At 33.6% G+C, this 23,489-nt stretch carries 20 protein-coding genes; 10 read left to right on the forward strand and 10 right to left on the reverse strand.

What is annotated here, in order from left to right; translation table 11 throughout:
* Positions 1–396 precede the first annotated feature (396 nt).
* Positions 397–1,080, forward strand: a complete 684-nt coding sequence (locus tag Q0910_RS23200; protein WP_299222121.1) for a response regulator transcription factor — start codon at positions 397–399, stop codon at positions 1,078–1,080.
* 16 nt (positions 1,081–1,096) lie between these two features.
* Here the strand turns inward: Q0910_RS23200 and Q0910_RS23205 are convergent, their stop codons facing one another.
* Complete coding sequence (locus Q0910_RS23205; protein ID WP_299222123.1) at positions 1,097–1,930, reverse strand: type IV pili methyl-accepting chemotaxis transducer N-terminal domain-containing protein; 834 nt, start codon at positions 1,928–1,930, stop codon at positions 1,097–1,099.
* A 447-nt stretch (positions 1,931–2,377) separates the two neighbouring features.
* Here Q0910_RS23205 and Q0910_RS23210 point away from each other — a divergent pair, with 447 nt between their 5' ends.
* The 7 genes from Q0910_RS23210 (at position 2,378) to Q0910_RS23240 (ending at position 9,718) form a co-directional block, all read left to right on the forward strand.
* On the forward strand, positions 2,378–3,778 hold the full coding sequence (locus Q0910_RS23210; protein ID WP_299222124.1) for an MFS transporter: 1,401 nt from the start codon (positions 2,378–2,380) through the stop codon (positions 3,776–3,778).
* 477 nt (positions 3,779–4,255) lie between these two features.
* Entirely contained in the window at positions 4,256–5,662 is a 1,407-nt protein-coding gene (locus Q0910_RS23215; RefSeq protein ID WP_299222125.1) for a CmpA/NrtA family ABC transporter substrate-binding protein, read from the forward strand.
* Between the two features lie 117 nt (positions 5,663–5,779).
* The gene (locus tag Q0910_RS23220) at positions 5,780–6,877 is read left to right on the forward strand and encodes an ABC transporter permease (protein WP_299222127.1); all 1,098 of its coding nucleotides are present in this window, start codon (positions 5,780–5,782) and stop codon (positions 6,875–6,877) included.
* Positions 6,878–6,887: 10 nt separating this feature from the next.
* Positions 6,888–7,751, forward strand: coding sequence for an ABC transporter ATP-binding protein (locus Q0910_RS23225; protein ID WP_299222129.1), 864 nt, complete (start codon positions 6,888–6,890; stop codon positions 7,749–7,751).
* 11 nt (positions 7,752–7,762) lie between these two features.
* Positions 7,763–8,587, forward strand: coding sequence for an ABC transporter ATP-binding protein (locus Q0910_RS23230; protein ID WP_299222131.1), 825 nt, complete (start codon positions 7,763–7,765; stop codon positions 8,585–8,587).
* A 383-nt stretch (positions 8,588–8,970) separates the two neighbouring features.
* Positions 8,971–9,300 (forward strand): hypothetical protein, encoded by a 330-nt coding sequence (locus tag Q0910_RS23235; protein WP_298547782.1) that lies wholly within the window; start codon positions 8,971–8,973, stop codon positions 9,298–9,300.
* A gap of 91 nt (positions 9,301–9,391) precedes the next feature.
* Positions 9,392–9,718, forward strand: a complete 327-nt coding sequence (locus tag Q0910_RS23240; protein WP_299222133.1) for a hypothetical protein — start codon at positions 9,392–9,394, stop codon at positions 9,716–9,718.
* 273 nt (positions 9,719–9,991) lie between these two features.
* Here the strand turns inward: Q0910_RS23240 and ccsA are convergent, their stop codons facing one another.
* The 8 genes from ccsA to Q0910_RS23280 form a co-directional block, all read right to left on the reverse strand.
* Positions 9,992–11,800, reverse strand: a complete 1,809-nt coding sequence (gene ccsA, locus Q0910_RS23245) for a cytochrome c biogenesis protein CcsA (RefSeq protein WP_299222134.1) — start codon at positions 11,798–11,800, stop codon at positions 9,992–9,994.
* The gene (locus Q0910_RS23250; RefSeq protein ID WP_299222136.1) at positions 11,797–13,182 is read right to left on the reverse strand and encodes a cytochrome c biogenesis protein ResB; all 1,386 of its coding nucleotides are present in this window, start codon (positions 13,180–13,182) and stop codon (positions 11,797–11,799) included. The genes ccsA and Q0910_RS23250 overlap by 4 nt, the downstream gene beginning before the upstream one ends.
* A 63-nt stretch (positions 13,183–13,245) precedes the next feature.
* A complete protein-coding gene (locus Q0910_RS23255) occupies positions 13,246–13,614 on the reverse strand; it encodes a hypothetical protein (RefSeq protein ID WP_299222138.1) in 369 nt (122 codons plus the stop codon).
* Positions 13,615–13,648: 34 nt separating this feature from the next.
* The gene (locus Q0910_RS23260; RefSeq protein WP_299222139.1) at positions 13,649–14,368 is read right to left on the reverse strand and encodes a cytochrome c3 family protein; all 720 of its coding nucleotides are present in this window, start codon (positions 14,366–14,368) and stop codon (positions 13,649–13,651) included.
* Between the two features lie 7 nt (positions 14,369–14,375).
* On the reverse strand, positions 14,376–15,416 hold the full coding sequence (locus tag Q0910_RS23265; protein ID WP_299222141.1) for a ferredoxin--NADP reductase: 1,041 nt from the start codon (positions 15,414–15,416) through the stop codon (positions 14,376–14,378).
* A 15-nt stretch (positions 15,417–15,431) separates the two neighbouring features.
* Positions 15,432–15,929: a hypothetical protein gene (locus tag Q0910_RS23270; protein WP_299222142.1), complete on the reverse strand. Its 498-nt coding sequence runs from the start codon at positions 15,927–15,929 to the stop codon at positions 15,432–15,434.
* A gap of 2 nt (positions 15,930–15,931) precedes the next feature.
* Positions 15,932–16,798: a DUF3365 domain-containing protein gene (locus tag Q0910_RS23275; protein ID WP_299222144.1), complete on the reverse strand. Its 867-nt coding sequence runs from the start codon at positions 16,796–16,798 to the stop codon at positions 15,932–15,934.
* A 38-nt stretch (positions 16,799–16,836) separates the two neighbouring features.
* On the reverse strand, positions 16,837–17,265 hold the full coding sequence (locus tag Q0910_RS23280) for a globin family protein (protein WP_299222145.1): 429 nt from the start codon (positions 17,263–17,265) through the stop codon (positions 16,837–16,839).
* 581 nt (positions 17,266–17,846) lie between these two features.
* On the opposite strand from Q0910_RS23280, the gene Q0910_RS23285 reads away from it, so the two are divergent.
* Together Q0910_RS23285 and Q0910_RS23290 are read left to right on the forward strand one after the other, a co-directional pair.
* Positions 17,847–21,365, forward strand: a complete 3,519-nt coding sequence (locus Q0910_RS23285) for a nitrate reductase (protein ID WP_299222146.1) — start codon at positions 17,847–17,849, stop codon at positions 21,363–21,365.
* 2 nt (positions 21,366–21,367) lie between these two features.
* Complete coding sequence (locus Q0910_RS23290) at positions 21,368–22,804, forward strand: rubredoxin (protein WP_299222147.1); 1,437 nt, start codon at positions 21,368–21,370, stop codon at positions 22,802–22,804.
* 23 nt (positions 22,805–22,827) lie between these two features.
* On the opposite strand, the gene Q0910_RS23295 is transcribed toward Q0910_RS23290, so the two are convergent.
* The gene (locus tag Q0910_RS23295) at positions 22,828–23,346 is read right to left on the reverse strand and encodes a lipocalin family protein (RefSeq protein ID WP_299222149.1); all 519 of its coding nucleotides are present in this window, start codon (positions 23,344–23,346) and stop codon (positions 22,828–22,830) included.
* Positions 23,347–23,489 lie beyond the last annotated feature (143 nt).

A 23,489-nucleotide genomic window follows, 5' to 3' on the forward strand; every position in this document is an offset into this window, starting at 1 on the left:
TGGGGAACCAGACTATTGAATCCATGACGATATTCAAATCGATCTCTAAAATCTAAATCAATACTTAATTCCTGAGCTTTCCCCTTAGATACTAATACTAATAATAGTAGTATAGTATAATGTAACTTGTTTTTCATCTCTTAAGTTTTTCGTTTGTTGCATGAGCGTGCTACCCACACTATTGGTATATTCTTTTCAATTAATTCTATTAGCTGATACATTAATTGAGCAACAAATCTAAGTATTAATACTTATTTTTTAAGTTTTTATTAGATAAAAATACTTAATTATAATTTTAAGATTATTAATTTTGTGAAGCTATTTTTGAATTATTCATATATTTGATGGATTAACAACTTTGGCGAAAAAGATCAGTTTAATTAGGTATTAAGAAATATGGTTAGTATTGTATTGGTAGATGATCATTTTTTAGTAAGAGATGGTATTCGTTCGCTTTTGGAAGATGAAAAACAATATGAGGTGATTGGGGAGGCATCTGATGGGCGAGAAGCTATAGATTTGGTTCAATCCTTACAACCGGATATAGTAATCTGTGATATAAGAATGCCAGAAATGTCTGGTATTGAAACAGTAGAGCAACTTACAGCGCTGTCGGTGTCATCTAAAACTATCATGTTGTCTATGCATGATTCTGATGAATATATTCTACAATCTATAAACGCCGGAGCTGATGGTTATTTGTTGAAGGATGCTGGTAAAGAAGAGTTTCTTAAAGCATTATCGACCGTAAGTAAAGGGAATAAGTATTTTAGTGGAGATGTGTCCTCAATATTGGTTAAGAATTTGCTTAAGGGTTTAGACAATAAGAGTGAAGAGGAAATAGTTCAATTAACTGTAGAGAGCAAGAACGTAAATCAGAATCCGTTTGATCTTACAAAAAGAGAAAGTCAAATACTAAAGTTAGCCGTTTCTGGTATGACTAATAAGGATATTGCAGCAGAACTAGATATAAGTAAAAGAACTACAGAAGTGCATCGCTTTAACTTGATGAAAAAAATGGGTGTTAAAAATGTACTGGAGCTAAGTAATACGGCCAGAAAATACAATATGATTTCCTGACCGTATTATTTTGTATTTAATTATTAGAAATACCTTCGTACAAACCAGTGATTTTATTAAATGATTTGGTTAGCTGGTTAGTGGTTGCAAATATTTCTTGTAGCTGAAACTCTCCATTAAGTAAACCCTTTGGATTTGTTTGGAATTTCTCCCATAAAGCCATAATAGATCCTAGTTCTTCCTCGATTTCAGTACTGTTATAACTACTAATTAATAAATTTCCTATTACAGTATCAAATTCGGTATATACGCTAGTTAATACTTTTCTATATTCAGGGCCTTCCTGTGTAAACATTGTAGAGGCTGTGTAGTATAAACATAATCTTTGAGAAAGCATTCGTTGCTTTCCTGACACATTTATTGTGTTTACCAATTCCTTGTTTTTATTTTGGAAAAATTGATTATTGTAGCTGAAATTGTTTTCAATACTGACAACGACATCATTACATGCTTTTAATAGTGATGTATTCATTTTCATTATTCTTAAGCAATTTTGAGGACTTGGTGTGCTTGTAATAACTTCTTTGAAAACTCCCCATAATTGCTCCACTTTTTTTATGGATAACTTAACTGAAGAGCTTGTTGCATTTTTCGTCAATATTTGTAATTGTTTTTCAAAAATAAATTTACTAGAATTTAATTCTTTCTTTATCGCTGCATCACTTATTCCTTTCGCAATTAACAAATAAGCTTTAGACATTTTCTGGGATAACATTCGTTGCTTCCCGGATATGTTTATTGCTTTTCCGTAAGTAATAGCGCCGTAGTTGTTGGATTGCGAGAATACAAGGTTACAAGTAAAAAGGATGACACAAATAGTTAATAGAATTTTAGTTTTCTTCTTTTTCATAAGTAAGTTTTTACATTTTAATTGAATTATTTATAGGGATTGACAGTATTAAATTGGGTTTAATACTAGTTTATTATGAGGGAAAATATCTACGTTTAAAAGGGGTCTTTTTCCCAAAATACTTATTTTTTTTTGACAAAACCAAATATTTGATACTTAGTTTTTCAACGAACTTTTTGTCTTTTAATCGATATATGGTAAAGCCATAATTATAGTATGTTTAAAAAGTTATCAATCTGTTTGATAATTGTTTAAGATGGGATTTGTGATTCTAGAAGATTTTATTATTAATCTTGTAATTATCTAGTTCTAAAATTAACAAATACGTAATTAAAATTTTAAATACTTACTTTTTTGATTAAAATTTATTTTTAGTACGTGTTTATACTTAGTTTTGATGTGCAATTTATAATTAATAAAAAATTTTAACATCAAAATAATTTAAATATGGATGTCTTAGGAAGGTCTACAACACTAAAACTTTTAAACTTAAAGAGTCTACCTATTCGGACTTTCTGGATAACTTCAATAGCTTTTTTCTTATGCTTTTTTGCTTGGTTTGGTATTGTTCCTTTTATGCCTGATGTGATTAGAGATTTGGGTTTAACACCGGATCAAAAATGGAACTCTATTATTGTGGCTGTTACTGGAACGGTTTTCGCCAGGCTTTTGATAGGTAAATTATGTGATAAATATGGACCTCGTATCTGTTATACTTGGTTATTAATGCTAGGTGCCATTCCTGTAATCTTATTGGGTTTGGTGCAAACTCCGTTACAGTTTATTATATGTAGGTTGTTTATTGGTTTTATAGGTGCATCATTCGTAATAACACAATTTCATACATCTATTATGTTCGCTTCGAATATAGTGGGTACGGCTAATGCAACTTCTGCCGGATGGGGTAATCTTGGTGGTGGAGCAAATAGATTAGGTATGCCTCTTATAGCAGCTGCTGTGGTGAGTTTTGGTGTGGCAGAGACCGAAGCCTGGAGATATTGTATGGTGGTTGCTGGTATTGTTTGTTTTTTAATGGGGATTGTGTATTACTTTTTTACACAGGATACTCCAAACGGAAATTATAAAGAATTAAAAGCTAAAGGAGCTTTGCCTCAATCAAAAAAAGATGAAATTAGTTTTTTGTCCGCTATTAAGGATTATAGAGTTTGGATTCTTTTTGTAGTGTATGCTGCTTGTTTTGGTATGGAGTTAACTGTTTATGGTACTATGGATGATTATCTTCAGAATACTTTTGGATTAGAGAGGACTACAGCAGGGAATTTAGTTCTTTCTTTTGCTTTAATGAATATTTTTGCAAGAACATTAGGAGGTTTTTTTGGAGATAAATTTGGAAAACTAAAAGGATTACGCGGGCGTGTATTATTTTTAGCAGTTATTCTTGCGGTAGAAGGGCTTATGCTTTCCTTGTTTTCAGGAATGAATGGATTAGCATTTGGTATTATCTTTTTGGTAGGTTTTAGTTTAACCGTTCAGATGGCAGAAGGAGCTACGTTTTCCGTCGTTCCTTTTATTAATAAAAAGGCAATAGGATCTATTTCTGGAATTGTTGGAGCTGGAGGAAATGTAGGGGCTTTTGTTGCTGCGATGGTATTGAAATCTAAATCTGCAGTAGCTGAGAAATTAGCCATTTCAAAAAACCAGAATCTAGGACAAGAAGCGATGGATGCAGCTCAGGCAATTGCTTCTTCAGAAGCTGTGTCTGAAGGATATTTTTTAATAGGAGGTTTTGTGGTTCTAACAGCAATTGTTTCTTTAACAATAAAATTTTCTACTGAAGATGAAAAAGCTATAGAGCATGAGATAAAAGGTGTTGCTGTGCCAAGCTAAGGTTTCTATATAGTTAAGTGTTAAATGAAAAAGGCTTTTATGTAGATGATTTTCTCATCTATATAAAAGCCTTTTGTTCTGGTTATAACAATGCCGAATTAAATTCGACGAAACTTAATTAATTCAAATCAACACAGAATCAAAACGCGTGTAGTGTATAGGTTATTAATAATTCTAAAGAATATTTTAATTATTTATAGTAGATACTAATGAATGGTATTAGTTGTTTTTTGACTTTTTTTCTATGATTGAGGTTTTATAGTGTATTGGTTTTTAAGGTTTTTGTTAAGGTTTGTTTTGAGCGTATTGCGATTCTCTCAGAAATAGACGGATAATTTTTTATAGAAAATAATATTTGACTAATAATTTTTGTAAATATGGAATACTTAGTTAAATACGTATTTTTTATATATTAAATTAAGTATTTATACTTAATTTTGTTTTGTTCTATTAGCTGAATAATAAAAACAACAAATTATGATTAAACTTAATTTTAAAATTATAGCAGTACTCGCCGTTTTTACATTGATGTCCTGTGCAGGAGAAAAGAAAAAAGAAATTGCATCAAGTGATGCGAGTTTAGAAGAAGAAGCATCCAAGCTGACTATAGAAAAACCACAATTAACTTTTGGTTTTATAAAGCTAACGGATATGGCTCCTTTGGCAATAGCTAAAGAAAAAGGCTTTTTTGAAGATGAAGGATTGTTTGTTTCTGTAGAGGCCCAGTCAAACTGGAAAAATGTATTGGATCGTGTTATCGATGGGCAGCTGGATGGTTCTCATATGTTAGCTGGACAGCCTATAGCAGCTGGTGCAGGTTTTGGTAGACAAGCAGAATTAGTAACTCCTTTTTCCATGGATTTAAACGGTAATGGTATAACGGTATCTAATGATGTTTGGTCTAAAATGAAACCTAATGTACCGAAAGGTGAAGACGGAAAACCTATCCATCCTATTTCTGCCGACGCATTGAAGCCTGTAATAGAATCTTATAAAAATGATGGAAAGGCTTTTAAGATGGGAATGGTGTTTCCGGTATCTACACATAACTATGAAATAAGGTACTGGTTAGCTGCAGCAGGGATCAATCCTGGTATGTATTCTAAAGATAATATTCAAGGGCAAATTGATGCAGATGTATTACTTTCTGTAACTCCGCCACCACAAATGCCTGCAACACTTGAGGCAGGTACAATATATGGATACTGTGTGGGAGAGCCTTGGAACCAACAAGCTGTTTTTAAAGGAATTGGCGTTCCTGTAGTTACCAATTATGATATCTGGAAAAACAATCCGGAGAAAGTGTTTGTGATGACTAAGAAGTTTGTAGAGCAGTATCCTAATACTGCAACCGCTGTAACTAAGGCGTTGATTAGAGCAGGTAAATGGTTGGATACTCCAGGTAACCGTCCAGAAGCTGTAAAAATATTATCAATGCCAGAATATGTTGGAGCAGATGAAGTGGTATTGGCGAATTCTATGACTGGGACTTTTGAGTTCGAAAAAGGAGATAAGAGAGAGATGCCAGACTTTAATGTGTTCTACAGGCACGATGCTACATATCCTTTCTTCTCTGATGGTATATGGTTTCTGACTCAAATGAGACGATGGGGGCAAATTCCTGATAGTAAACCTGCGGCATGGTATGATAAAACCATTAAAGATATCTATCGTCCTGATATCTGGACAAAAGCGGCTAAGCTCTTAGTTGATGAAGGTCATCTTGAGGCTTCAGAATTACCTAAAACGGATGGTTATAAGCCTGCTACTACTGATTTTATTGATGGTAATAAATATGATGCAAAAGATCCAATAGGATACATCAATAGTTTTGGTATTGGAAATAAAGAGAATGTGGAAGGTGTTTCAAGCATTGAGAAATAAAAAGGGATCTCCCTTTTTATTTCTCTTCCATACAAAAGAATCAAATGAACTCTAGTGCAGAATATGATATAGCATTAGTGAAATAATGAAAGAGAAGTAAGTTTTAAATAAAATAAAATGAAAGATAGGTCTATACATATTCTCAATTTTGTGGGATTAGGTTTTTTTGAACCGGCCATACGGTTGGCTACTGGCGAGGAAATAAAGAAGAATTTAATTGCTTTATTTAAAAAAGTATTATTACCGTTATTATCAGTAGGATTGTTTTTGCTGTTATGGCATTCTGGTGCTACGTATCTTTATAATGTTGAAAAAGATGCGCGAATCGAAAAGGCTTTAACCGATCAAGGAGCAGCAGCAGCATTAGAGATGCGTACTTGTATTGAATCAGGCGATATAAGTTGTCAGCCTAATACATTGCCATCACCGGCCCAAGTTTGGACTGCTTATGAGTCACTTTTGGCAGATCATATGGTTATATCTGATAAAAAGACGGCTTTTGCTGAAAAAGTAGCTGTAACAAATGCTCAAAGAGAAGCGCAAGGGTTAGCTCCAATTACATATACCGGAAGACCATCATTTGTAGATCAGATACTTACAAGTCTCAAGACGGTGTTTGCAGGGTTTTTATTAGCATTATTCATTGCGGTTCCTATCGGTATTATGTTGGGATTAAGTAAAACACTAAGATCATCAGTAAACTGGCTAATTCAGATTTTTAAACCGGTTTCTCCTGTTGTTTGGTTATTATTGGTGTTTATGATTGTAAAAACATTAACTCGTGGTTCTGATTCTGATAGTTCCTTTATTATTTCATTTATAAGTGTTGGATTGTGTTCCATGTGGGCGACTTTAGTGAACACAAGTATGGGAGTGTCTTCTGTTGATAAAGATTATATAAATGTAGCTAAGGTGCTTCAGTTAAGTGTTGCTCAAAAAGTGTTTAAGATTATTTTACCATCTTCATTTCCTTTAATATTTACAGGATTAAGAATTACTTTATCCGTAGCCTGGATGGTATTAATTGCTATAGAATTATTAGCACAAAGTCCGGGATTAGGATCTTTTGTTTGGGAGGAATTTCAGAATGGAGCGAATGACTCTAACTCTAAAATTATCGTAGCAATGTTTGTAATTGGTATTATAGGATTTCTATTGGATCGCATCATGTTAACGATACAAAAGTTTGTCACTTTTACTGAAGAAACTGCTTAAAACATAGATTATGGCGTATATAGAATTAAGAAATGTATCTAAATCTTTTGGAACCGGAAAAGATCGTACACAAGTGCTGTCTAATATTAATTTAGAGATTGAAGAAGGAGAATTTGTTGCCATTGTCGGTTTTACTGGTAGTGGAAAGACTACTTTGATAAATCTTATATCCGGTTTGTTAATGCCTGATGAAGGTCAGGTTTTATTTAAAGGAGAATCAGTAACAGGACCGAGTCATGAGAGAGGAGTTATTTTTCAGAATTACTCATTATTACCTTGGTTGAACGTCCGCAATAATGTGGGTATGGCAGTGAAGGAGGCTTTTAAGAAAATGTCTAAAAAAGATAGAAGTAAACGTGTAGAGGATTATGTCGAGATGGTAAATCTTTCTCCTGCTATTGGTAAATTGCCAAAAGAACTTTCTGGGGGTATGCGACAACGTGTATCTGTTACTAGAGCCTTGTCTATGAGTCCTGATGTGATTTTGATGGATGAGCCATTAAGTGCATTAGACGCTTTAACTAGAGGGAATCTGCAAGAGGAAATTCTTAATATCTGGAACAAGGATAAGAAGACGGCTTTATTGATTACTAATGATGTGGATGAAGGGATTTTAATGGCAGATCGGATCATTCCGTTAAAGCCTGGACCTAAAGCTACACTCGGGCCTGAGTATAAAATCAATCTGGAGCGGCCCAGAGATAAAGCAGCACTTAATCATAATGAAGACTATAAGCAACTCCGTAATGGTATTATGGAATATCTTATTCAAATAGGAGAACAAAGAGCTTCTAAAAAAGAAAGCAATCATGTGTTGCCTGATATCAAACCCAGAGTTAAAATCACACCTTTTAGGAGAATAAGTTTTAGCTAAAATAGAGTAAAATGGAAACATTAAAAGAATTAAAAGAGGTAAGAAGATCACATAACGGATTGTTTGAGGATAAGTATATGTTGGATATTTCTCAGTTAACTAAAATCTACCCAACACCTAAAGGAGATTATGTAGTTTTAGACGATCTTGATTTAAAAGTAAAACATGAGGAGTTTATCTCTATAATTGGTCACTCAGGTTGCGGTAAATCTACATTACTTACTATGATTGCTGGGCTTAATCCTATTTCTAGAGGAACAATTGTAGCGGATAATCAAACAATTAGAGGTCCTGGTCCCGATCGGGGAGTTATATTTCAGTCTCCTAGTTTGTTGCCTTGGATGACCGCATATGATAATGTGATGTTGGGTGTTAAACAGGTATTTGGACATGGAACGAAAAAAGATAGAGATGATATTGTAAAATATTATCTATCAAAAGTAGGTTTGGAAGACGCTATGCATAAGAAGGCAAAGGAACTGTCTCAAGGGATGCAGCAACGTGTTGGAATTGCTCGGGCATTTGCACTAAAGCCAAAGGTTTTGTTGTTAGATGAGCCATTCGGGATGTTAGATTCTCTTACTAGAGGAGAATTGCAAGATGTGTTGATAGAGGTTTGGAATCAGGAAAAAATTACGGCTATTATGATTACTCATGATGTTGATGAGTCTATTTTTTTAGCAGATCGGGTAATTATGATGACAAGTGGTCCAAGAGCAAAAGTTGGGGATATACTGGAAATCGATTTTGAGCGCCCTCGTTTAAGAAAAGATGTTTTAGAGCATCCTGACTATTATAAATATAGGGAACATTTGATAAATTTTCTAGAGCATTAGGGTTTTGTAAAAAAAAATTCAATTCTTAGTATACACCTTATATTGTTGTTTAGGCATAAATGACAGTATAAGGTGTTTTTTATTTACCATTTTATGTTAGTAATGCTTAAATAAGCTTGTATTATAACTACTACGCTTACTAAATCTCAAAATTTCACTTATTCAAATTGCAGAAAAAATAATTTAACTAAATGTTTTTTTGTTAAAACGCAATAATTTATAGTATACCCCTAATTTTTTAGGGGTCATTTGTTTTTTTATGTGTTTTATGTATAGATTTGTATCATATTTATAGGGGTATATTGCTGTTAAGTTTAATTTTTATCAAAAATACCCTATAAAAATTAGGGATAGTTGTTTAGGAAAAATAAAAAAGAAGGAGTATGAATATAGAAGAGTTGATAATGGTATCAATTACGGAGTTTTTAGATGTTGAGGTACATAGGGATACTGGAAATCTTGATTTCTCTTCCAAAATAGAAATCGTAAAAAAGCGTATTACTAATAAAGTCAAAAATAGCCCAGATGCTTATGGAATGGTGAGCGGTTTCGAGGGATATGAATATGAAATGTTTTTTAGCAGTAATCCTAATGATATGATTAAAATTGATGGATGGATTCCTATTGATACTAGTAGGATTGAAAAAGCTGATAAAATAGACGAATATATAGAAATTGGATTACTAAGAAGGATCGGAAGCTCCTTAAGCTAACAAACATTAGTTATTAAATTTTCGTTAATAAAATAGTGTGCTTAACCAATTTCATGATTAAATAAAGTTTAACCCAAAAATGAGATGAATAATGAAAGTAAATGAATTAATCACCGAAGCTATTACAGAGTTTTTAGAAGTAGAAGTAAGCAGAGATACTGGTAATCTGAATTTTGCATCAAAAATAGAAATCGTAAAAAAACGGATCACTAATAAAGTCAAAAATAGTCCAGAGTCATATGGAGTAAATAATAATTCGGATGCGTATGAGTATGAAATGTTTTTTAGTAGTAATCCTAATGACATGATTAAAATAGATGGATGGTTGCCGATCGATACTGGAAAAATTAAAAAAGCCGATAAGATAAAAGAGTATATAGAAATCGGTTTATTGAGAAAAATTGAAAAAGCTGCTTAAGCTGTAACGTTATAGTTCATAAATTTTTCCAAAAAGGAATAAGTTATAAGCTCTGTTTGTGGAATATTGGTATATTTAGTCTAATATTGAAACAAGCAGAGCTTATTTTCTTTGGATATGGTTTTTTTGTACTCATTAAAGAATGGGAAATACCTTCTGTAAAGAAACAACTTTTGCTTATTTGATAAAACAATACGTACGTTAGTATTTATAAAAAATATATAGGATTTATCCTAAATGATTTAGTGTTTGAAACCTTAAAGACTAGTAGCTTTAAGTGTTTCTTGTGTTGCCGGTTATGAGAAGTTGTAACCGGCTTTTTTTATAATACTTTTTTTTTTTTTTGATTAATGGTATTATCGAAATAATACAAGCTACAGGTATGATAATATATATCCAATAAGGGATGGGAAAAGGATCTCCTTTTGCATAAGAATGTAATCCCGATAAGTAATAGTTTACCCCAAAAAAAGTCATGATAAGACTTCCTAAAGCGAATAAGCTACATACATTGTAGATATATATGTAGTTTTTAGGAATCATGATTCTTATATGAAGTACAAATGAATAGATAATAATACTTATCAGAGCCCAGGTTTCTTTTGGGTCCCAACCCCAATATCTTCCCCATGATTCATTTGCCCAAATACCTCCCAGAAAAGTACCGATAGTTAACATGTATAAACCAATTGTACTAGTGATTTGATTAATATTGGTAAGTTTCTTTATTGTATTTTCTGTCTCCGTACGGTCAGAAAAGGTGTTAATGCACATTAGTAGCAGAGAAATTAATGAAAGAAGAGATCCCAGAGCTAAAAAACCATAACTACCGGTTATGATCGCCACGTGAATTAGCAGCCAATATGATTTTAGCACAGGAACTAAATTAGTGATTTCTGGATTCATTAAGCTTCCGTGGGCAATACCAATTAAGCAGATAGCTAATATGGATGATGCAGCTGGAGCAAATGAGCTTTTTTTGTAAAAAATGAATCCTGCAAGCATTCCTATCCATGCAATGAATATACTTGCTTCGTAACCATTGCTCCATGGTGCATGTCCTGAAACATACCAACGTAGCATGATACCTAAGCCTTGTAAGATGAATAGAATAAATATCAAAAAGAGTGCACAGTCAATGATTTTTTTGAGTGGGTTGTTGTTAGGTTTAAATATTGCTACAAAGCTAAGAAGTATCAATACTATTCCCAGGCAAGAATATCCGATAAGACACCATAAAAATATAGGGTTGTTGTTAAGCCAGATCTCTAAATTTACTTTTGTCTCTGATACTATAACTGTTGTTCCGTTATTTTTCTGAAAGCTTTTGATTAACTCAATAGTTTCATCTGCTTTTTGCCAATCTCCATTTTTAATACCAATCGTAAGATTTGTAAAGTAGGTAGGGATGATTTTTGAATAAAAAAGGTGATCATCTTCATGGAATGTTACTTCTTTATCTGTCGGCGCATACCATTTCAAGGATGCGTCATTTTTTTTAGGAAAAATCTTAAGAAATTGCCCATTGAAGATCCCCCAAATAATGTTGATGCGTTCGTCGATTTTAATAATATCTTTGTCAAAAACTGAACGTTTCCCCGGAGCTTTTGCATAGGCTTTATTAACCAGAGATTCAAGTTTATAGTTGCCCTGAAAATCAAAAAACTGTGAAGCACTTGTATACCCTAAGGTATTGATGGCTATTAATTCTTTTAGCTCGTTAATTGCTTTTTTTTCAATTTTAATAAACTCTATCAATTGCCAGGAATCTGGCTTATACTGCATTCCTAAGAATATTTGCGTAGGGGTAAGTTGTTGTTTTTTGTTTTCTTTATCAATATAACTGAAGCTGCTTTTGCCATGGATTTTTCTGATCAATTCTAATGATAATGTACTAATTGGTTTTATTCTTCCTTGGAAATCTTGAACCTGAACAGTGGCAAATTTTTCTGTATGGGTAGTTTTAATGAGTTGTCTGCTAATTAATTCATAGGGTTCTAAGTAATGTAATTGTTGTGCTTGTGTTTGGTTTACAAAAAGCAGTAGAAGGCTTAAAACACTAAATAGGACGTTTTTTTTCAACTTAATAGTTTTAGTGTTAATCCGAAATGAGAACTTTTCCAGCATAGACTTAGTAGCATTCCCAGAGCTAATAATGCGTAACCAAGATAGGTAGTGAACGTTCCCCAATAATCGCGGTTTACAGAAAGAATAGTACCGCTTTCATCAGGAAGATAAGCAGATTGAAAAAAGCGATATCCTTTATGATTCAGGACATTATTCATAAAAATAGTGTAATCAAAAAATCTGTTTTTTTCTTGAATTTCTACATTACTATAAAAAGCTGATGGGCTATTAGATCCTGGGTACCGTTCTAGTATAAAGTCTTTTAGAAAAATAGAGAAAGGGAGTTTAATGGGTTTGGAACCATATCGCAGGTTTATATGAATACCATTTATAAATAAGGTGCTATAGGGATTCATGTATCCAGGACCTCCAAATAATGTAATTTCCTTTGTTTCTTTACCCGATTCTAAGGATACTATGATAGCGGCTTCCGGGTTTTTAATTTCTGAATCTTTTTCCTTTGAAATGATTTCTAAATATTTGTTTTCCGATATTTGGTTGAAAACTATGGGTGTATTGTTGATTTCGCTAAGTGCTTTAAATTGTAATGGTACAAGAGTGTCTTTGGGATAAAAACTGGCTTTGTTTAATGTCATAGAAAAGTAATTCGTGTCTTCTGGAAATGATGCTAACCAAGTGTCATTCTTTTTAGTGATAAAAATATCATTCTTTGATTTATGTGAGCTTTCAAAAGCGATTGGGATTCCATAAATGGTTTCTCGTGTTCCTTTTTTGACGTAAAAATCTTTTCGCTCATCACTGTCTGCAATTACAATGTGTAGATAAGTTGCTCCTTGAGTAGTATCTTTGAGGCTGTAATGTGCTCTGGGGATATATTTCTTTAGGTTTACCTTAATATTCTTATTTTCAAAATCGTAATGCTCACTAATATTATTAAACCCAAGTTCACTCATAAAAATCGGGTTGCTGGTAAAATTCTTGTTAAGTGAACCATTACCTGCCTCCAGTTGCAGGTAACTATCTATTGAGATCATCCTGTTGCTGGCAGTTTCTTCTTTTATGGTCATTAATGCTTCATAACCTCTGTATCTAGTGATTCCAGAACCTAGAATTATTATAATGAATGCTATATGGAATAAAAAGACAGGGGCTTTTTCCCAGCTAAAAAGATTGTATTTAGTAATATTACCTATAAAGTTAAAAGCAAGAAGAAGTACTAATATTTCAAACCATTTTGCATTGTAAACCAGTGCTTTGGCGGTTTCGGTTCCGTAGTCATTCTCTATGAAGGTTGCTGAAGCCATTGTAATTGCAAATACAATCAATAATATTCCGCTTGTGCGATTAGAAAAAAGTATGTTTAATACGTGTTTCAATAGTGGTTTTTTTATATCCTATGATCTTTTAATCTCTTCCTTCTGTTCTTGATATCAATAGCATTATTCTTGCATGCCTAGTTCAACCCATTTTTTGATCACTTCTATCGCACAGCTATCGATTTTAAATCCTTTTCGATAAGGCATAGGAATGAATCCTTGGGCGTGGGTAATAGACCCTATCAATTGTCCGCTTTCTCCCATTTTTTTTAAGCTCTGGTAGTCAAAAATTTTATTTCTTGAGGCCTTTTCTTTATAGACATCCGGAGCGTGACATTTAAAACAATGAACTTCAATTAGTGATGCTATTTGTTCTTTGTAAGTTGTATTTTTAGGGATATTGCACTGTTGTTTTGGTTCTCCGTTACAAGAGGAAAAAGTAATAAACAGTGCTAATATGAATGTTAGTTTGATTATGTCAGTTGAGTTCATGTTGTGTTTTTTTTGGTTCAAATGTTTTAGGGCGTCATTTGACGGAGTATTTCTTTTTCATTTTTAACCATTCTTCTTCACTTAATGGTTGATGTTTCTTTTTGTTAGAAAAAGGATCAACTCCTCCTTTTAGGTATTCCTGAATTTTCTCTAAAGGAATGGTATCTTTCATTTTTTCTGCTACTTTATAAATGTGATTCCCATGAAAATCGTGACACTGTAAGCAAGTATTCCATTGTTTATTGGCAATCAGTTCTTCGTGCGGTGTATCGATAGGATCATTCTTTACTTCTAAGTCGTAGTGGCAATTGACACAAAATGCTGCATTTTTAAGAACTATTCTGGTGTCATTATGTTCTCTGTGACAGGTTTCGCATTCTGTAGCGTTTATATTGGCAATTGCTTCTTTAAATCTAGGTTCCAGAAAACGATGCGTAGGGTGGCGGTCATTAGGCCTGTCGTGACATTCCAGACATTTTTTGTTGTCCACATTTTCAGTTCCGAAATCAGCTTTGGTTTTACGCATTCCGAATGTGTAAGCTATATTAGATTGTAATTGTTGCATTAAATTTCCTTTTGCATCGGTATGGCACGCGTTACAAGACAAGCCTTCATGACCTGTATTAAGTGGACCCAAGCTTAAAAAGTCTTCTGTTTGTTTTAGTGGTAAAACAATATATATAATGATACCGATGGTGATTCCAATTATAGAGCCAATCCGTTGTCTTTTTCGTAGTGGATTTTTGCTAAACATATAGTTTTTAGTCGTTTAGGAAGCTGATGCTAACGTTGCTAGAAGCTGGAAAGCTTATGCAGGTTAAAATATCTCCGTTAGCAACTTCTTCTTCTGATAAAAAGTGACCATCTATCATTTTTACTTTTCCTTTTACACATTTTGCTTTACAGCTGCTACACATACCTGATCTACAAGAGTAGGGTAGCATAATGTTTTCTGACATTGCCGCTTGCAGGATTGTTTTGTCTCCCGGAACACTTATCTGATGCTTCTTTTTTTCCTGGTAGATAACTACATTGCTTATTAAGTCTTTAGCATCACTGGATGTTACAAAATTGGCACTAAAGGCTTCTAGTTTAATTTGATTTCTAGTAATACCATTGTTTGCTAATATTTCTTTGGCTTTATCCATAAAACCTTGTGGGCCACACATCATGTATTTCCCATCAGCGTAGTTTAGCATATGTGTCTCCATAATTTCCGTAATAAGCTCTTCATTTAACAAATCTTGATGGTAGTTTGATTTGTTAGAGTTGTTTTTTTCTAGTACGTGTTGAGTGCTTAAGCGTTCTGGATACTTTTCTTCAAGATCTTCAAGTGCTTTTTTGAATATGATAGATTCCTCATTTTTATTGGCGTAAATCAAAACGATTTTGGATAGAGGTTCTTTTTCTAAAACAGTTTTAATAATAGAAAATATTGGTGTTATACCACTTCCTCCAGCAAAAAAGACATAGTTGTGTTTTGCTTTTTTATCAGGTTCTATGTAAAAACTACCTGCGGGTTTTTCAATTTCTATTTTTTGTCCTGCTGTTAATTTTTCACAGATGTAATTAGAAACTAATCCTTTTTGTACTTTCTTGACAGTTATTCTTAGAAATTTATCTGTGAATGGACTACTGCTAAAAGAGTAGGCTCTTTTTTCAATTTTATTTTCAATTGGGATTTTTACAGTAAGAAATTGCCCTGGTTTGTATTTGATTTTGTTAAAGAATCCACCTTTGTTAAGAATAACACTAACGGCATCTTCGGTTTCGTGAATTATCTCTTTGACAGTTAACAGCATAATACTTTGTTTTTTTTATTCGTAATAAAACACAACACCAATATGAAAAACTACTAAAAATGTAATTACTACAGAGAGTAGTACATGGGTGACCATCCAGGATTTAAAGATCCATTCTTTCTGACTTTTAATAATATCGAGATTGACTGTGCCTAAAATCATATTAATGAAAAATATATAGGATAACAGCGCCAGATATCCATATCCAAACTCTAATGCGTGTATATAGAAAAATATTGGTGAAACGACCCCAATCCACTTGTGTAAGGTTGTAAAACGGATAGCATGTTTTCTTAATTTTTTGGAAACTCTGGTCAGGGTAAGTATCCATTGAAACAGTATGAATGCTCCAACAAATACTCCAGACCATCGTTTGTATTCTTCATCGAGTTGTAGATCGTATAACCATTGCCACTTTAGATCTAAAAGGTATTGGAGGATATAAAACACAAATAGACTACATCCAATAAACAAAAAACTATATGATTTTTTCACTCTATCCGAACTATTCATTTTTAATTAGAAGCTAAGTCTTTTGTTTTGGTTGTTTTCTTGTTGTCAGCAAGCAATAATTTCTCAAGACTATGATAGGAAGCTAATTTTCTTACACTGTCAATAAATACTTCTGCTGTTGGTAGATAGAAACCTTTAGAAGGCCATTTATTACCGATTTGTGGTTTTGTGCTATCGTTTTTAAAAGCAGCTATTTCTTCGAGATAGGCATTGTAGATAGCTTTTGTGCCATTTCTGTATGCGTTTATAACCCCTATAGCTTCTTTGTATGATAAAGAGTCAGAAGGGTATTGCCAGGTTGTTGCTCCCATGACGTCACCTAGTTTCCAATCGGTTTTTGTGGTGCTTTTATGATCGTTGTGGCAGTTAACACAAGGAGCAGCTACAGCAAGATCTGCAAACATAGAAGTGTATAATTTCTGATCTTCTTCGTAGAAATGTTGTGGTTTTTGATCCGTCTTTATTTTAGCAAATAGCTCTGCTTGCTTTCCTTGAAATTTGTTTGACGCATTAATAGGGAAATCAGAACCTAAGTATAGTCCTAGCGGTACATCACTTTTTCGAATATCAGAAGAAATTCCTCTTAAAAATAACGCAGGAAGCGGACCAGCTTCTACTTCGTCATCCTGCCAGTCTTCATCGAATTTTAATCCTTGTTTTTTTCCAGCTCCTACAATTCCTTTAGTGTATAATGTTCTTGTGATATCATTTTCTTCTGAAACTAACGTAAGTACATCTGCAACAGCTAGTACTTTGTCTGATGATTCATTAGATGCCATTTCTTCTGGTACGCCGCCACAGGATTGAAGAATAACAGAATATCCTGTTACTAGTAATAAAAATATTCCCTTTGCTTTTAGATGATTCATTTTGTTGTGTTTTATGTTAATTACTTTTATTAATATTTCTATGCAACCTCTCCATATGCAGCGGTTTTCATAACAGATGCCATAACGCCATAGGTATCAGCCCAGGCCGTTTCTACTTCTGGTGTAAAATCTTCTCCAAGTCCAGTTTCCAAAGTACTTAGTAATGCAGCGCCTACTGTGTCATAATGAGAAGATTCTACTTTGTAATCAACATGTCTTTTTCCTAAATCTTGTAATATCGGTATAAGTCTATCTATATTACTTAGCCCTGCTACTGCAGAAGAAAGCATAGTCATTAATTTGTTTCCTTGTCCTTTCATCGCTTCTGCATCGTCAGCTGGGAATATCTTTTTTAATTCAGGATCCAATTCGAAAAGTTTATCGTAAAAAATTCCTGCGGCAACCTCCGCAATAGGTGCAACTTTACTAAAGGATGTTTGTACCAATTCAATTGTGCGTTTTTCCATAATTACGTTTTTTAAAAGTGAAACAAAATTAAGTACTTATACTTAATTTTGTTTCAAATATATTCGAATAGTTAGTAAAACACAAATATGAAATATTCAATAAAAATGTTTTAAAGTCTATTTTTTGTCTATAAAAATTATATATATTGACTATAATTAGTTTATTTAACTTTTTTATTGATAATAAATCAATTTTAAATTTGCGATGTTACATTACTCTTAAAAATACGTATTTGAACTTAATTTGTACGTTTTGTGATAATCGTTTTATTCTGTTCTTTTTTTGCAAAAATGATAATTATACGCAACATATAGGCCTTGCGGAATACATGAGATTAAACCTGGGCGAAAGATTGTAGTCATTTGTTTTTTATATATAATACAGTGCTTTGAGTTGGTTTTTAATTTTAAATATTAGTGAATCATTATGCTACTTTTTTTCGAAAAGTGTTTTTTTGATATATTCTTTTATGGATTTCATAATTCACCACGCTATTTGAAGTCTTCTCCTATAATTTGGTTTAGTTTTAAGTAATAATACTTAATTTTGTGATTGTGTTTAATTGTAACAAAACTCTTTTATGGCATTTAAATCTTATAAGACTACCTGTTCGTATTGTGGTGTTGGTTGTGGAATAATAGCTAAAAAGGATGCTAAGGGGGTGATTACCGTAGAGGGAGATCCCGATCATCCTGTGAACAAAGGAATGTTATGTTCTAAAGGAATGAACTTGCATCATGTAGTTCAGGATAAGAGTGATAGGATTTTGTATCCAGAAATGCGATGGAGTAAAGGACATGAGCGTCAGCGAGTATCCTGGGATCAGGCTTTTGATCGTGCAACGGCAGTTTTTAATACTATTATTGATAAATATGGACCTGATAGTGTAGGGTTTTATGTTTCTGGACAATGTCTTACCGAAGAGTATTATCTGGTAAACAAACTGACCAAAGGATTTATTGGGACTAATAATGTAGATACTAATTCTAGATTATGCATGAGTTCTGCGGTTGTGGGATACAAACAGGCGTTAGGCGAAGATAGCGTTCCGATTGCGTATGATGATATAGAATTAGCGGATTGTTTTATGATTGCTGGAGCTAATCCTGCTTGGTGCCACCCAATTTTATACAGAAGAATTGAAGCACATAAAGAACAAAATCCGGATACTAAAATCATTGTAGTGGATCCAAGAAAAACGCAATCTTGCGATATTGCGGATTTACATTTACAAATCATACCTGGTACAGACGTTGTATTATATAATGCCATTGCTAAACGATTAATCGATCGAAGAAAAATTGATAAAAATTTTATAGCAAACCACACAGATAATTACGAATTGCTAAAAGAGTCTTTGCAGTCCACTTCATTAACAGAAGCCGCAAAAGTTTGTGGAATTACTGTAGCTGATATTAAGAAAGCAGCTTCTTACATAAGCAATGCTAAAGGGTTTATAACACTTTGGGCGATGGGATTAAACCAGAGTTCCATAGGAGTCAATAAAAATAATGCGCTTTTAAATTTATCCCTACTTACGGGTCATATCGGAAAACCAGGATCTGGTCCATTTTCATTAACAGGTCAGCCTAATGCGATGGGAGGTAGAGAAGTAGGAGGAATGGCGAACCTACTGGCAGCCCATAAAGATTTAGGTAATAAAGAACATAGAACAGAAGTTGCTAATTTTTGGGGAGGAAAAGAAATTTCTGAGAAACCTGGATTAACAGCTACAGAGATGTTTGATGCTCTGGAAAGTGGAAAGCTAAAAGCAGTATGGATTATTTGTACAAATCCGTTAGTAAGTCTACCTAATGCCAATAAGGTAGAAAAAGCTTTACAAAATGCCAAGTTTGTCGTGGTTCAGGATATTTCACATCGTTCAGAAACCTTAGAATATGCTGATTTAGTTTTGCCCGCTGCAGGTTGGGCGGAAAAAGAAGGAACGATGACCAATAGTGAGCGCCGTATTACGTATTTGAATAAGGTAGTTGATCCTCCTGGAGAAGCGTTACCGGATTCAGAAATTCTTTGGAAGTTTGCACAACGAATGGGATACCGCGGATTTGATTACACATCGGTAGAAGAGGTGTACAAAGAACATTGTCGATTGACTAAGGGTACGAATATTGATATTACTGGGTTGAATTATGATCGACTAAAAAGCGAAGGTAGTTTTCAGTGGCCAGTACCAGAAAGCAATCATTTAGGAACTGCACGTTTATTCGAGGATAAGCGTTTTTATACGGATACAGGTAATGCAAAGTTTATAGTGCCAAGATTTACCAAACCAACTTCAGAATTATTAACGGAGAAACATCCATTGATCTTAACAACGGGTAGAGTTCGTGATCAATGGCATACTAGAACCAAAACGGGTAAGGTAAATAGATTATTAACACATATCCCACATCCTTTCCTGGAAATGAATCAAGTAGATGCTTTTCTCAGAAAGATGAAAGATGGTGATATTGCTGTAGTAGAAAGTAAACGAGGAAAAGTACAGGTTAAGGTAAAGGTCAGCGATACTATTGGCAAGGGAGTGGTATTCTTACCAATGCATTGGGGTAAAGTATTAGGAAATGATTATGGAAGAGCTAATAATCTAACAACCAGTATTGTTGATCCTATTTCCAAAGAACCTGATTTTAAGTTCTCTGCAGTTCAGGTTTCAAAATTTGTAAAAGAAAAACAGAAGATTTGTATTATTGGAGCGGGTACTGCTGCATATCGTTTTATACAAACGTATAGAGAGCATAATATGGAAGATGAGATTACCGTATTTTCTAAAGAACCGTATCCTTTTTATAACCGTGTTTTGCTACCAGAATATGTGAGTGAAGAACTTACTTGGGAGCAATTACAAAAGATGCGAGAAGGTAGCATGGAATCTCTTAATGTAACTTTATCTACAAGTAATCCAGTTGCTGAGATTAATAGAGAAGAAAAGTATCTTGTAGATAGCAAAGGAGAAAAACATCAGTATGATATGGTGCTAATGGCTACAGGTAGTCGTGCTTTTGTGCCAAAAGAAGTACCCATCCATTTGCCAGGGAGATTTACTATGAGAGATCGTGGTGATGCGGATAAACTAAAGACATATCTCGATGATACCGGTTTGCCCGAAAAGGAACAACATGTAACTATTGTGGGAGGCGGACTATTAGGTCTGGAACTGGCAGCAGCACTTCGTAAAAAGGAAGTGAAAATTACTATTATACAACGAGGAAATCGATTGATGGAACGCCAGCTAGATATTGTAGCCAGTCGTTTGTTGGCAGAGGATGTACGCGAAAAAGGGATACAAATTCATTTTGATAATGAGGTGGATACCGTATTTAATAAGGATTCCGGATCATTATTAGTAAACCTGAAATCAGGTAAATCATTTACTTGTAATGCTGTAGTTTATTCTATTGGTACCATTCCTAATATTGATTTAGCGAAAGCTGAAGGTGTCACTTGTCGTCGTGGAATTGTAGTAAATCAATATTTACAATCTAGTGATCCAGACATTTTTGCAGTAGGAGAGATTGCCGAATTCGAAGGTAATTTATTCGGAATTACTGCTGCAGCAGAACAACAAGCTGATGTGGTAGCAAAGTATCTTTTAGGAGATTTTAGTGCAATTTATAGAGGGTCTGTATTTATGAATATTCTGAAATTTGAAGATTTGGATCTTTGTAGTATTGGTAATATTGATATGCCAAAAGATGATCCCACCTACGAAGAAGTTATTTTCATGGATGTAGGCAAGCGATTTTATAAGCGATGTATTGTTAAAAACGATTGGTTAGTAGGAGCAATTTTGATGGGAGATAAGAGTGAGTTTGCAGATTTTAAAAGGCTGATCGAAGAGAAAATAGAATTATCAGAAAAGAGAGAAGAATTACTTAGATCATCACAACCCGATGAACCTGTACTTGGTAAACTGATTTGTTCCTGCAGTCAGGTGGGCGAAGGTAATCTAGAAGAAGCTATAAAATCTGGCTGCGAAGATTTCTCAGAACTGTGTATTAAAACAGGAGCAGGATTAGGTTGTGGTAGTTGTAAGCCCGAAGTAAAAGAAGTGTTGAATAACGTAATGCAATTAGCTTAGGTATGGAAGAATTTATGCATAGAGTAAATATCAAAGGTGGAATTTTATCACCTAGTGAATTGCAACGAATCATTATGTATGCAGAAGATCTAGGATTAGAAACTTTTCATTTTGGATCCAGACAAGACATCATATTTCCATCCAAAGATGCTAAAGGAAATATAGTCACTGAACACGAATCATTCAATACTGATTTTTTCGCTCCGGAAACAGAACAGAATATAAGCTGTTCTTACGTTTCTATAGATATTTTTAACTCTACTGTTTGGTTACGTGGTACGACATATTTATACATTTTGGAACAGTTTAGATATAAACCTAAGCTAAAAATTAATATTTCGGATCCACAACAACAAATGGTATCTTTATTCTCAGGAGATCTTAATTTTATTGCATCTGCAAACGAAGATTATTGGTATTTATTCCTAAAATTACCAGGTTGGGAAGAAGTGTTTTATCCGGTTTTGATATTTACCTGGGATATCGCAAAAGTAGCTCAGGAAATCGAAAGAATATATCAGAAAGTGAATAATGTTGATGAACTTTTTCAGTTTCTAAATGAGAGTATCGATACTAATAATCGAGTTATAGAAAAATCACTAAGTGTTAGTTTTAAACCATTTCCGTATTATGAAGGAATGAATAAAATGGGGATCAATCAATATTGGTTGGGACTGTATTGGAGAAATAATCAATATGATCTAAAATTCCTTAAAGCACTTTGTGAATTTTGTATCGAATATCGAATAGGTAAAATATGTTTAACCCCTTGGAAATCCTTTATCATAAAAGGAATTCCGAAGGAATGTAAATTACCTCTGGAAAAACTTTTGGGACAGTTTGGGATTAATGTTCGTCATTCTGCATTAGAGCTAAATTGGCATTTGCCGGTAGCCAGTCAGAAGGCACTGGATCTAAAAAAATTCTTGGTTATGAATTTTGACCAAAATGATATTAGTACCTACGGTATGACTTTTACGATAAGTATTAGGCGTAATCAAAAAAGATATTTCACATCGGTTGTTATAGAAGAAAATAAAACACCCGAGGCCATAAAAGATTTTGTCATCAGACCTACCTATAATGTTCTATATGCTAAGAAATTTGACCCTAATACACGAAATTATATTGTATATGCACAGGATATAGACCAAATGGATTTGCCCGCAATATTATTAGAATTGACAAAAGCTTATTTCCAGAATTTGGGAGAAGGAGACGAAGAAAGTTTTGCAGGGATTCCAGCTAAAAATGAGAAAACAGAGATCGAAGTATTTCAATGCAAAGATTGCCAGACGATATACGATCCATCTATAGGCGATCCAGTGTCAAATATTTCAGCAGGAACTGAGTTTGAAGATTTACCAGAAACTTATCAATGTGCATTGTGTGAATCTTCTAAAGATAGATTTGAGAAAATGACCTTAGAGATAGTTTAAGTACTATTGTTCTTTATAAGCTGTTATTTATTATGAAAATCTCGATTAGGAGCTATAACATCTTCTTGAACATATAAATCAACAATCGTACGAACCTGACCAGAAAACTGAGCATGTCTGTAGCGTAATTGTAGGCTGTCTTTACTTAGATACGTAATCTGAAAAGACTTATAATTCTTTTCTATATTCATCATTTTAGGTAGTTGATCACTTTGTAGTTTGATGAAGTAATGCCCTTTTTTACTTTGTGTGATTTCCCAATTGGCAATAAGAGATGGGCCACAATCGTGTTGTTCACCATTATTATCTTTCATAGTCATATCGGGATTATAGGTAGTTCTGTATGATAAAAAGCAGCCTGCCATATTCATTCGTGTACCATCATTATGTCTTTTTGCTATTTTCCAGGTTTTACCCGATGTTCCTGCAATAAGCTCGGTAGAATTTTCAGGAATTTGATAAGGTTCTTTATTGCTCTTAGAACAGGAGGATGTTACAATAATAACTAAAGCTAATAACAATGTTGGATAGTGTTTTTTCATAATATAAAATTGATGATTCATTCGCATCAAAAATTGTTCCCATCTTAAAAGAAGCTGAAAGATTGTTAAAGTAATGTATTACCTTGCCGTTTCCTGTTATGGGTTACCGCTGCTCAGTATGCTATAACTAAAATGATAATTGT

Source organism: uncultured Aquimarina sp., from assembly GCF_947495315.1.
In the GTDB taxonomy this organism is placed as follows: domain Bacteria; phylum Bacteroidota; class Bacteroidia; order Flavobacteriales; family Flavobacteriaceae; genus Aquimarina.

What these genes read in the sequence shown, in the direction of transcription:
- Q0910_RS23235 (WP_298547782.1), top strand. Translation starts at nt 8,971, where the DNA reads ATGAATATAGAAGAGTTGATAATGGTATCAATTACGGAGTTTTTAGAT.
- Q0910_RS23290 (WP_299222147.1), top strand. Translation starts at nt 21,368, where the DNA reads ATGGAAGAATTTATGCATAGAGTAAATATCAAAGGTGGAATTTTATCA.
- Q0910_RS23295 (WP_299222149.1), bottom strand. Translation starts at nt 23,346, where the DNA reads ATGAAAAAACACTATCCAACATTGTTATTAGCTTTAGTTATTATTGTA.
- Q0910_RS23265 (WP_299222141.1), bottom strand. Translation starts at nt 15,416, where the DNA reads ATGCTGTTAACTGTCAAAGAGATAATTCACGAAACCGAAGATGCCGTT.
- Q0910_RS23225 (WP_299222129.1), top strand. Translation starts at nt 6,888, where the DNA reads ATGGCGTATATAGAATTAAGAAATGTATCTAAATCTTTTGGAACCGGA.
- Q0910_RS23220 (WP_299222127.1), top strand. Translation starts at nt 5,780, where the DNA reads ATGAAAGATAGGTCTATACATATTCTCAATTTTGTGGGATTAGGTTTT.
- Q0910_RS23240 (WP_299222133.1), top strand. Translation starts at nt 9,392, where the DNA reads ATGAAAGTAAATGAATTAATCACCGAAGCTATTACAGAGTTTTTAGAA.
- Q0910_RS23260 (WP_299222139.1), bottom strand. Translation starts at nt 14,368, where the DNA reads ATGTTTAGCAAAAATCCACTACGAAAAAGACAACGGATTGGCTCTATA.
- Q0910_RS23230 (WP_299222131.1), top strand. Translation starts at nt 7,763, where the DNA reads ATGGAAACATTAAAAGAATTAAAAGAGGTAAGAAGATCACATAACGGA.
- Q0910_RS23280 (WP_299222145.1), bottom strand. Translation starts at nt 17,265, where the DNA reads ATGGAAAAACGCACAATTGAATTGGTACAAACATCCTTTAGTAAAGTT.
- Q0910_RS23275 (WP_299222144.1), bottom strand. Translation starts at nt 16,798, where the DNA reads ATGAATCATCTAAAAGCAAAGGGAATATTTTTATTACTAGTAACAGGA.
- Q0910_RS23255 (WP_299222138.1), bottom strand. Translation starts at nt 13,614, where the DNA reads ATGAACTCAACTGACATAATCAAACTAACATTCATATTAGCACTGTTT.
- Q0910_RS23285 (WP_299222146.1), top strand. Translation starts at nt 17,847, where the DNA reads ATGGCATTTAAATCTTATAAGACTACCTGTTCGTATTGTGGTGTTGGT.
- Q0910_RS23215 (WP_299222125.1), top strand. Translation starts at nt 4,256, where the DNA reads ATGATTAAACTTAATTTTAAAATTATAGCAGTACTCGCCGTTTTTACA.
- Q0910_RS23200 (WP_299222121.1), top strand. Translation starts at nt 397, where the DNA reads ATGGTTAGTATTGTATTGGTAGATGATCATTTTTTAGTAAGAGATGGT.
- Q0910_RS23270 (WP_299222142.1), bottom strand. Translation starts at nt 15,929, where the DNA reads ATGAATAGTTCGGATAGAGTGAAAAAATCATATAGTTTTTTGTTTATT.
- Q0910_RS23210 (WP_299222124.1), top strand. Translation starts at nt 2,378, where the DNA reads ATGGATGTCTTAGGAAGGTCTACAACACTAAAACTTTTAAACTTAAAG.
- Q0910_RS23205 (WP_299222123.1), bottom strand. Translation starts at nt 1,930, where the DNA reads ATGAAAAAGAAGAAAACTAAAATTCTATTAACTATTTGTGTCATCCTT.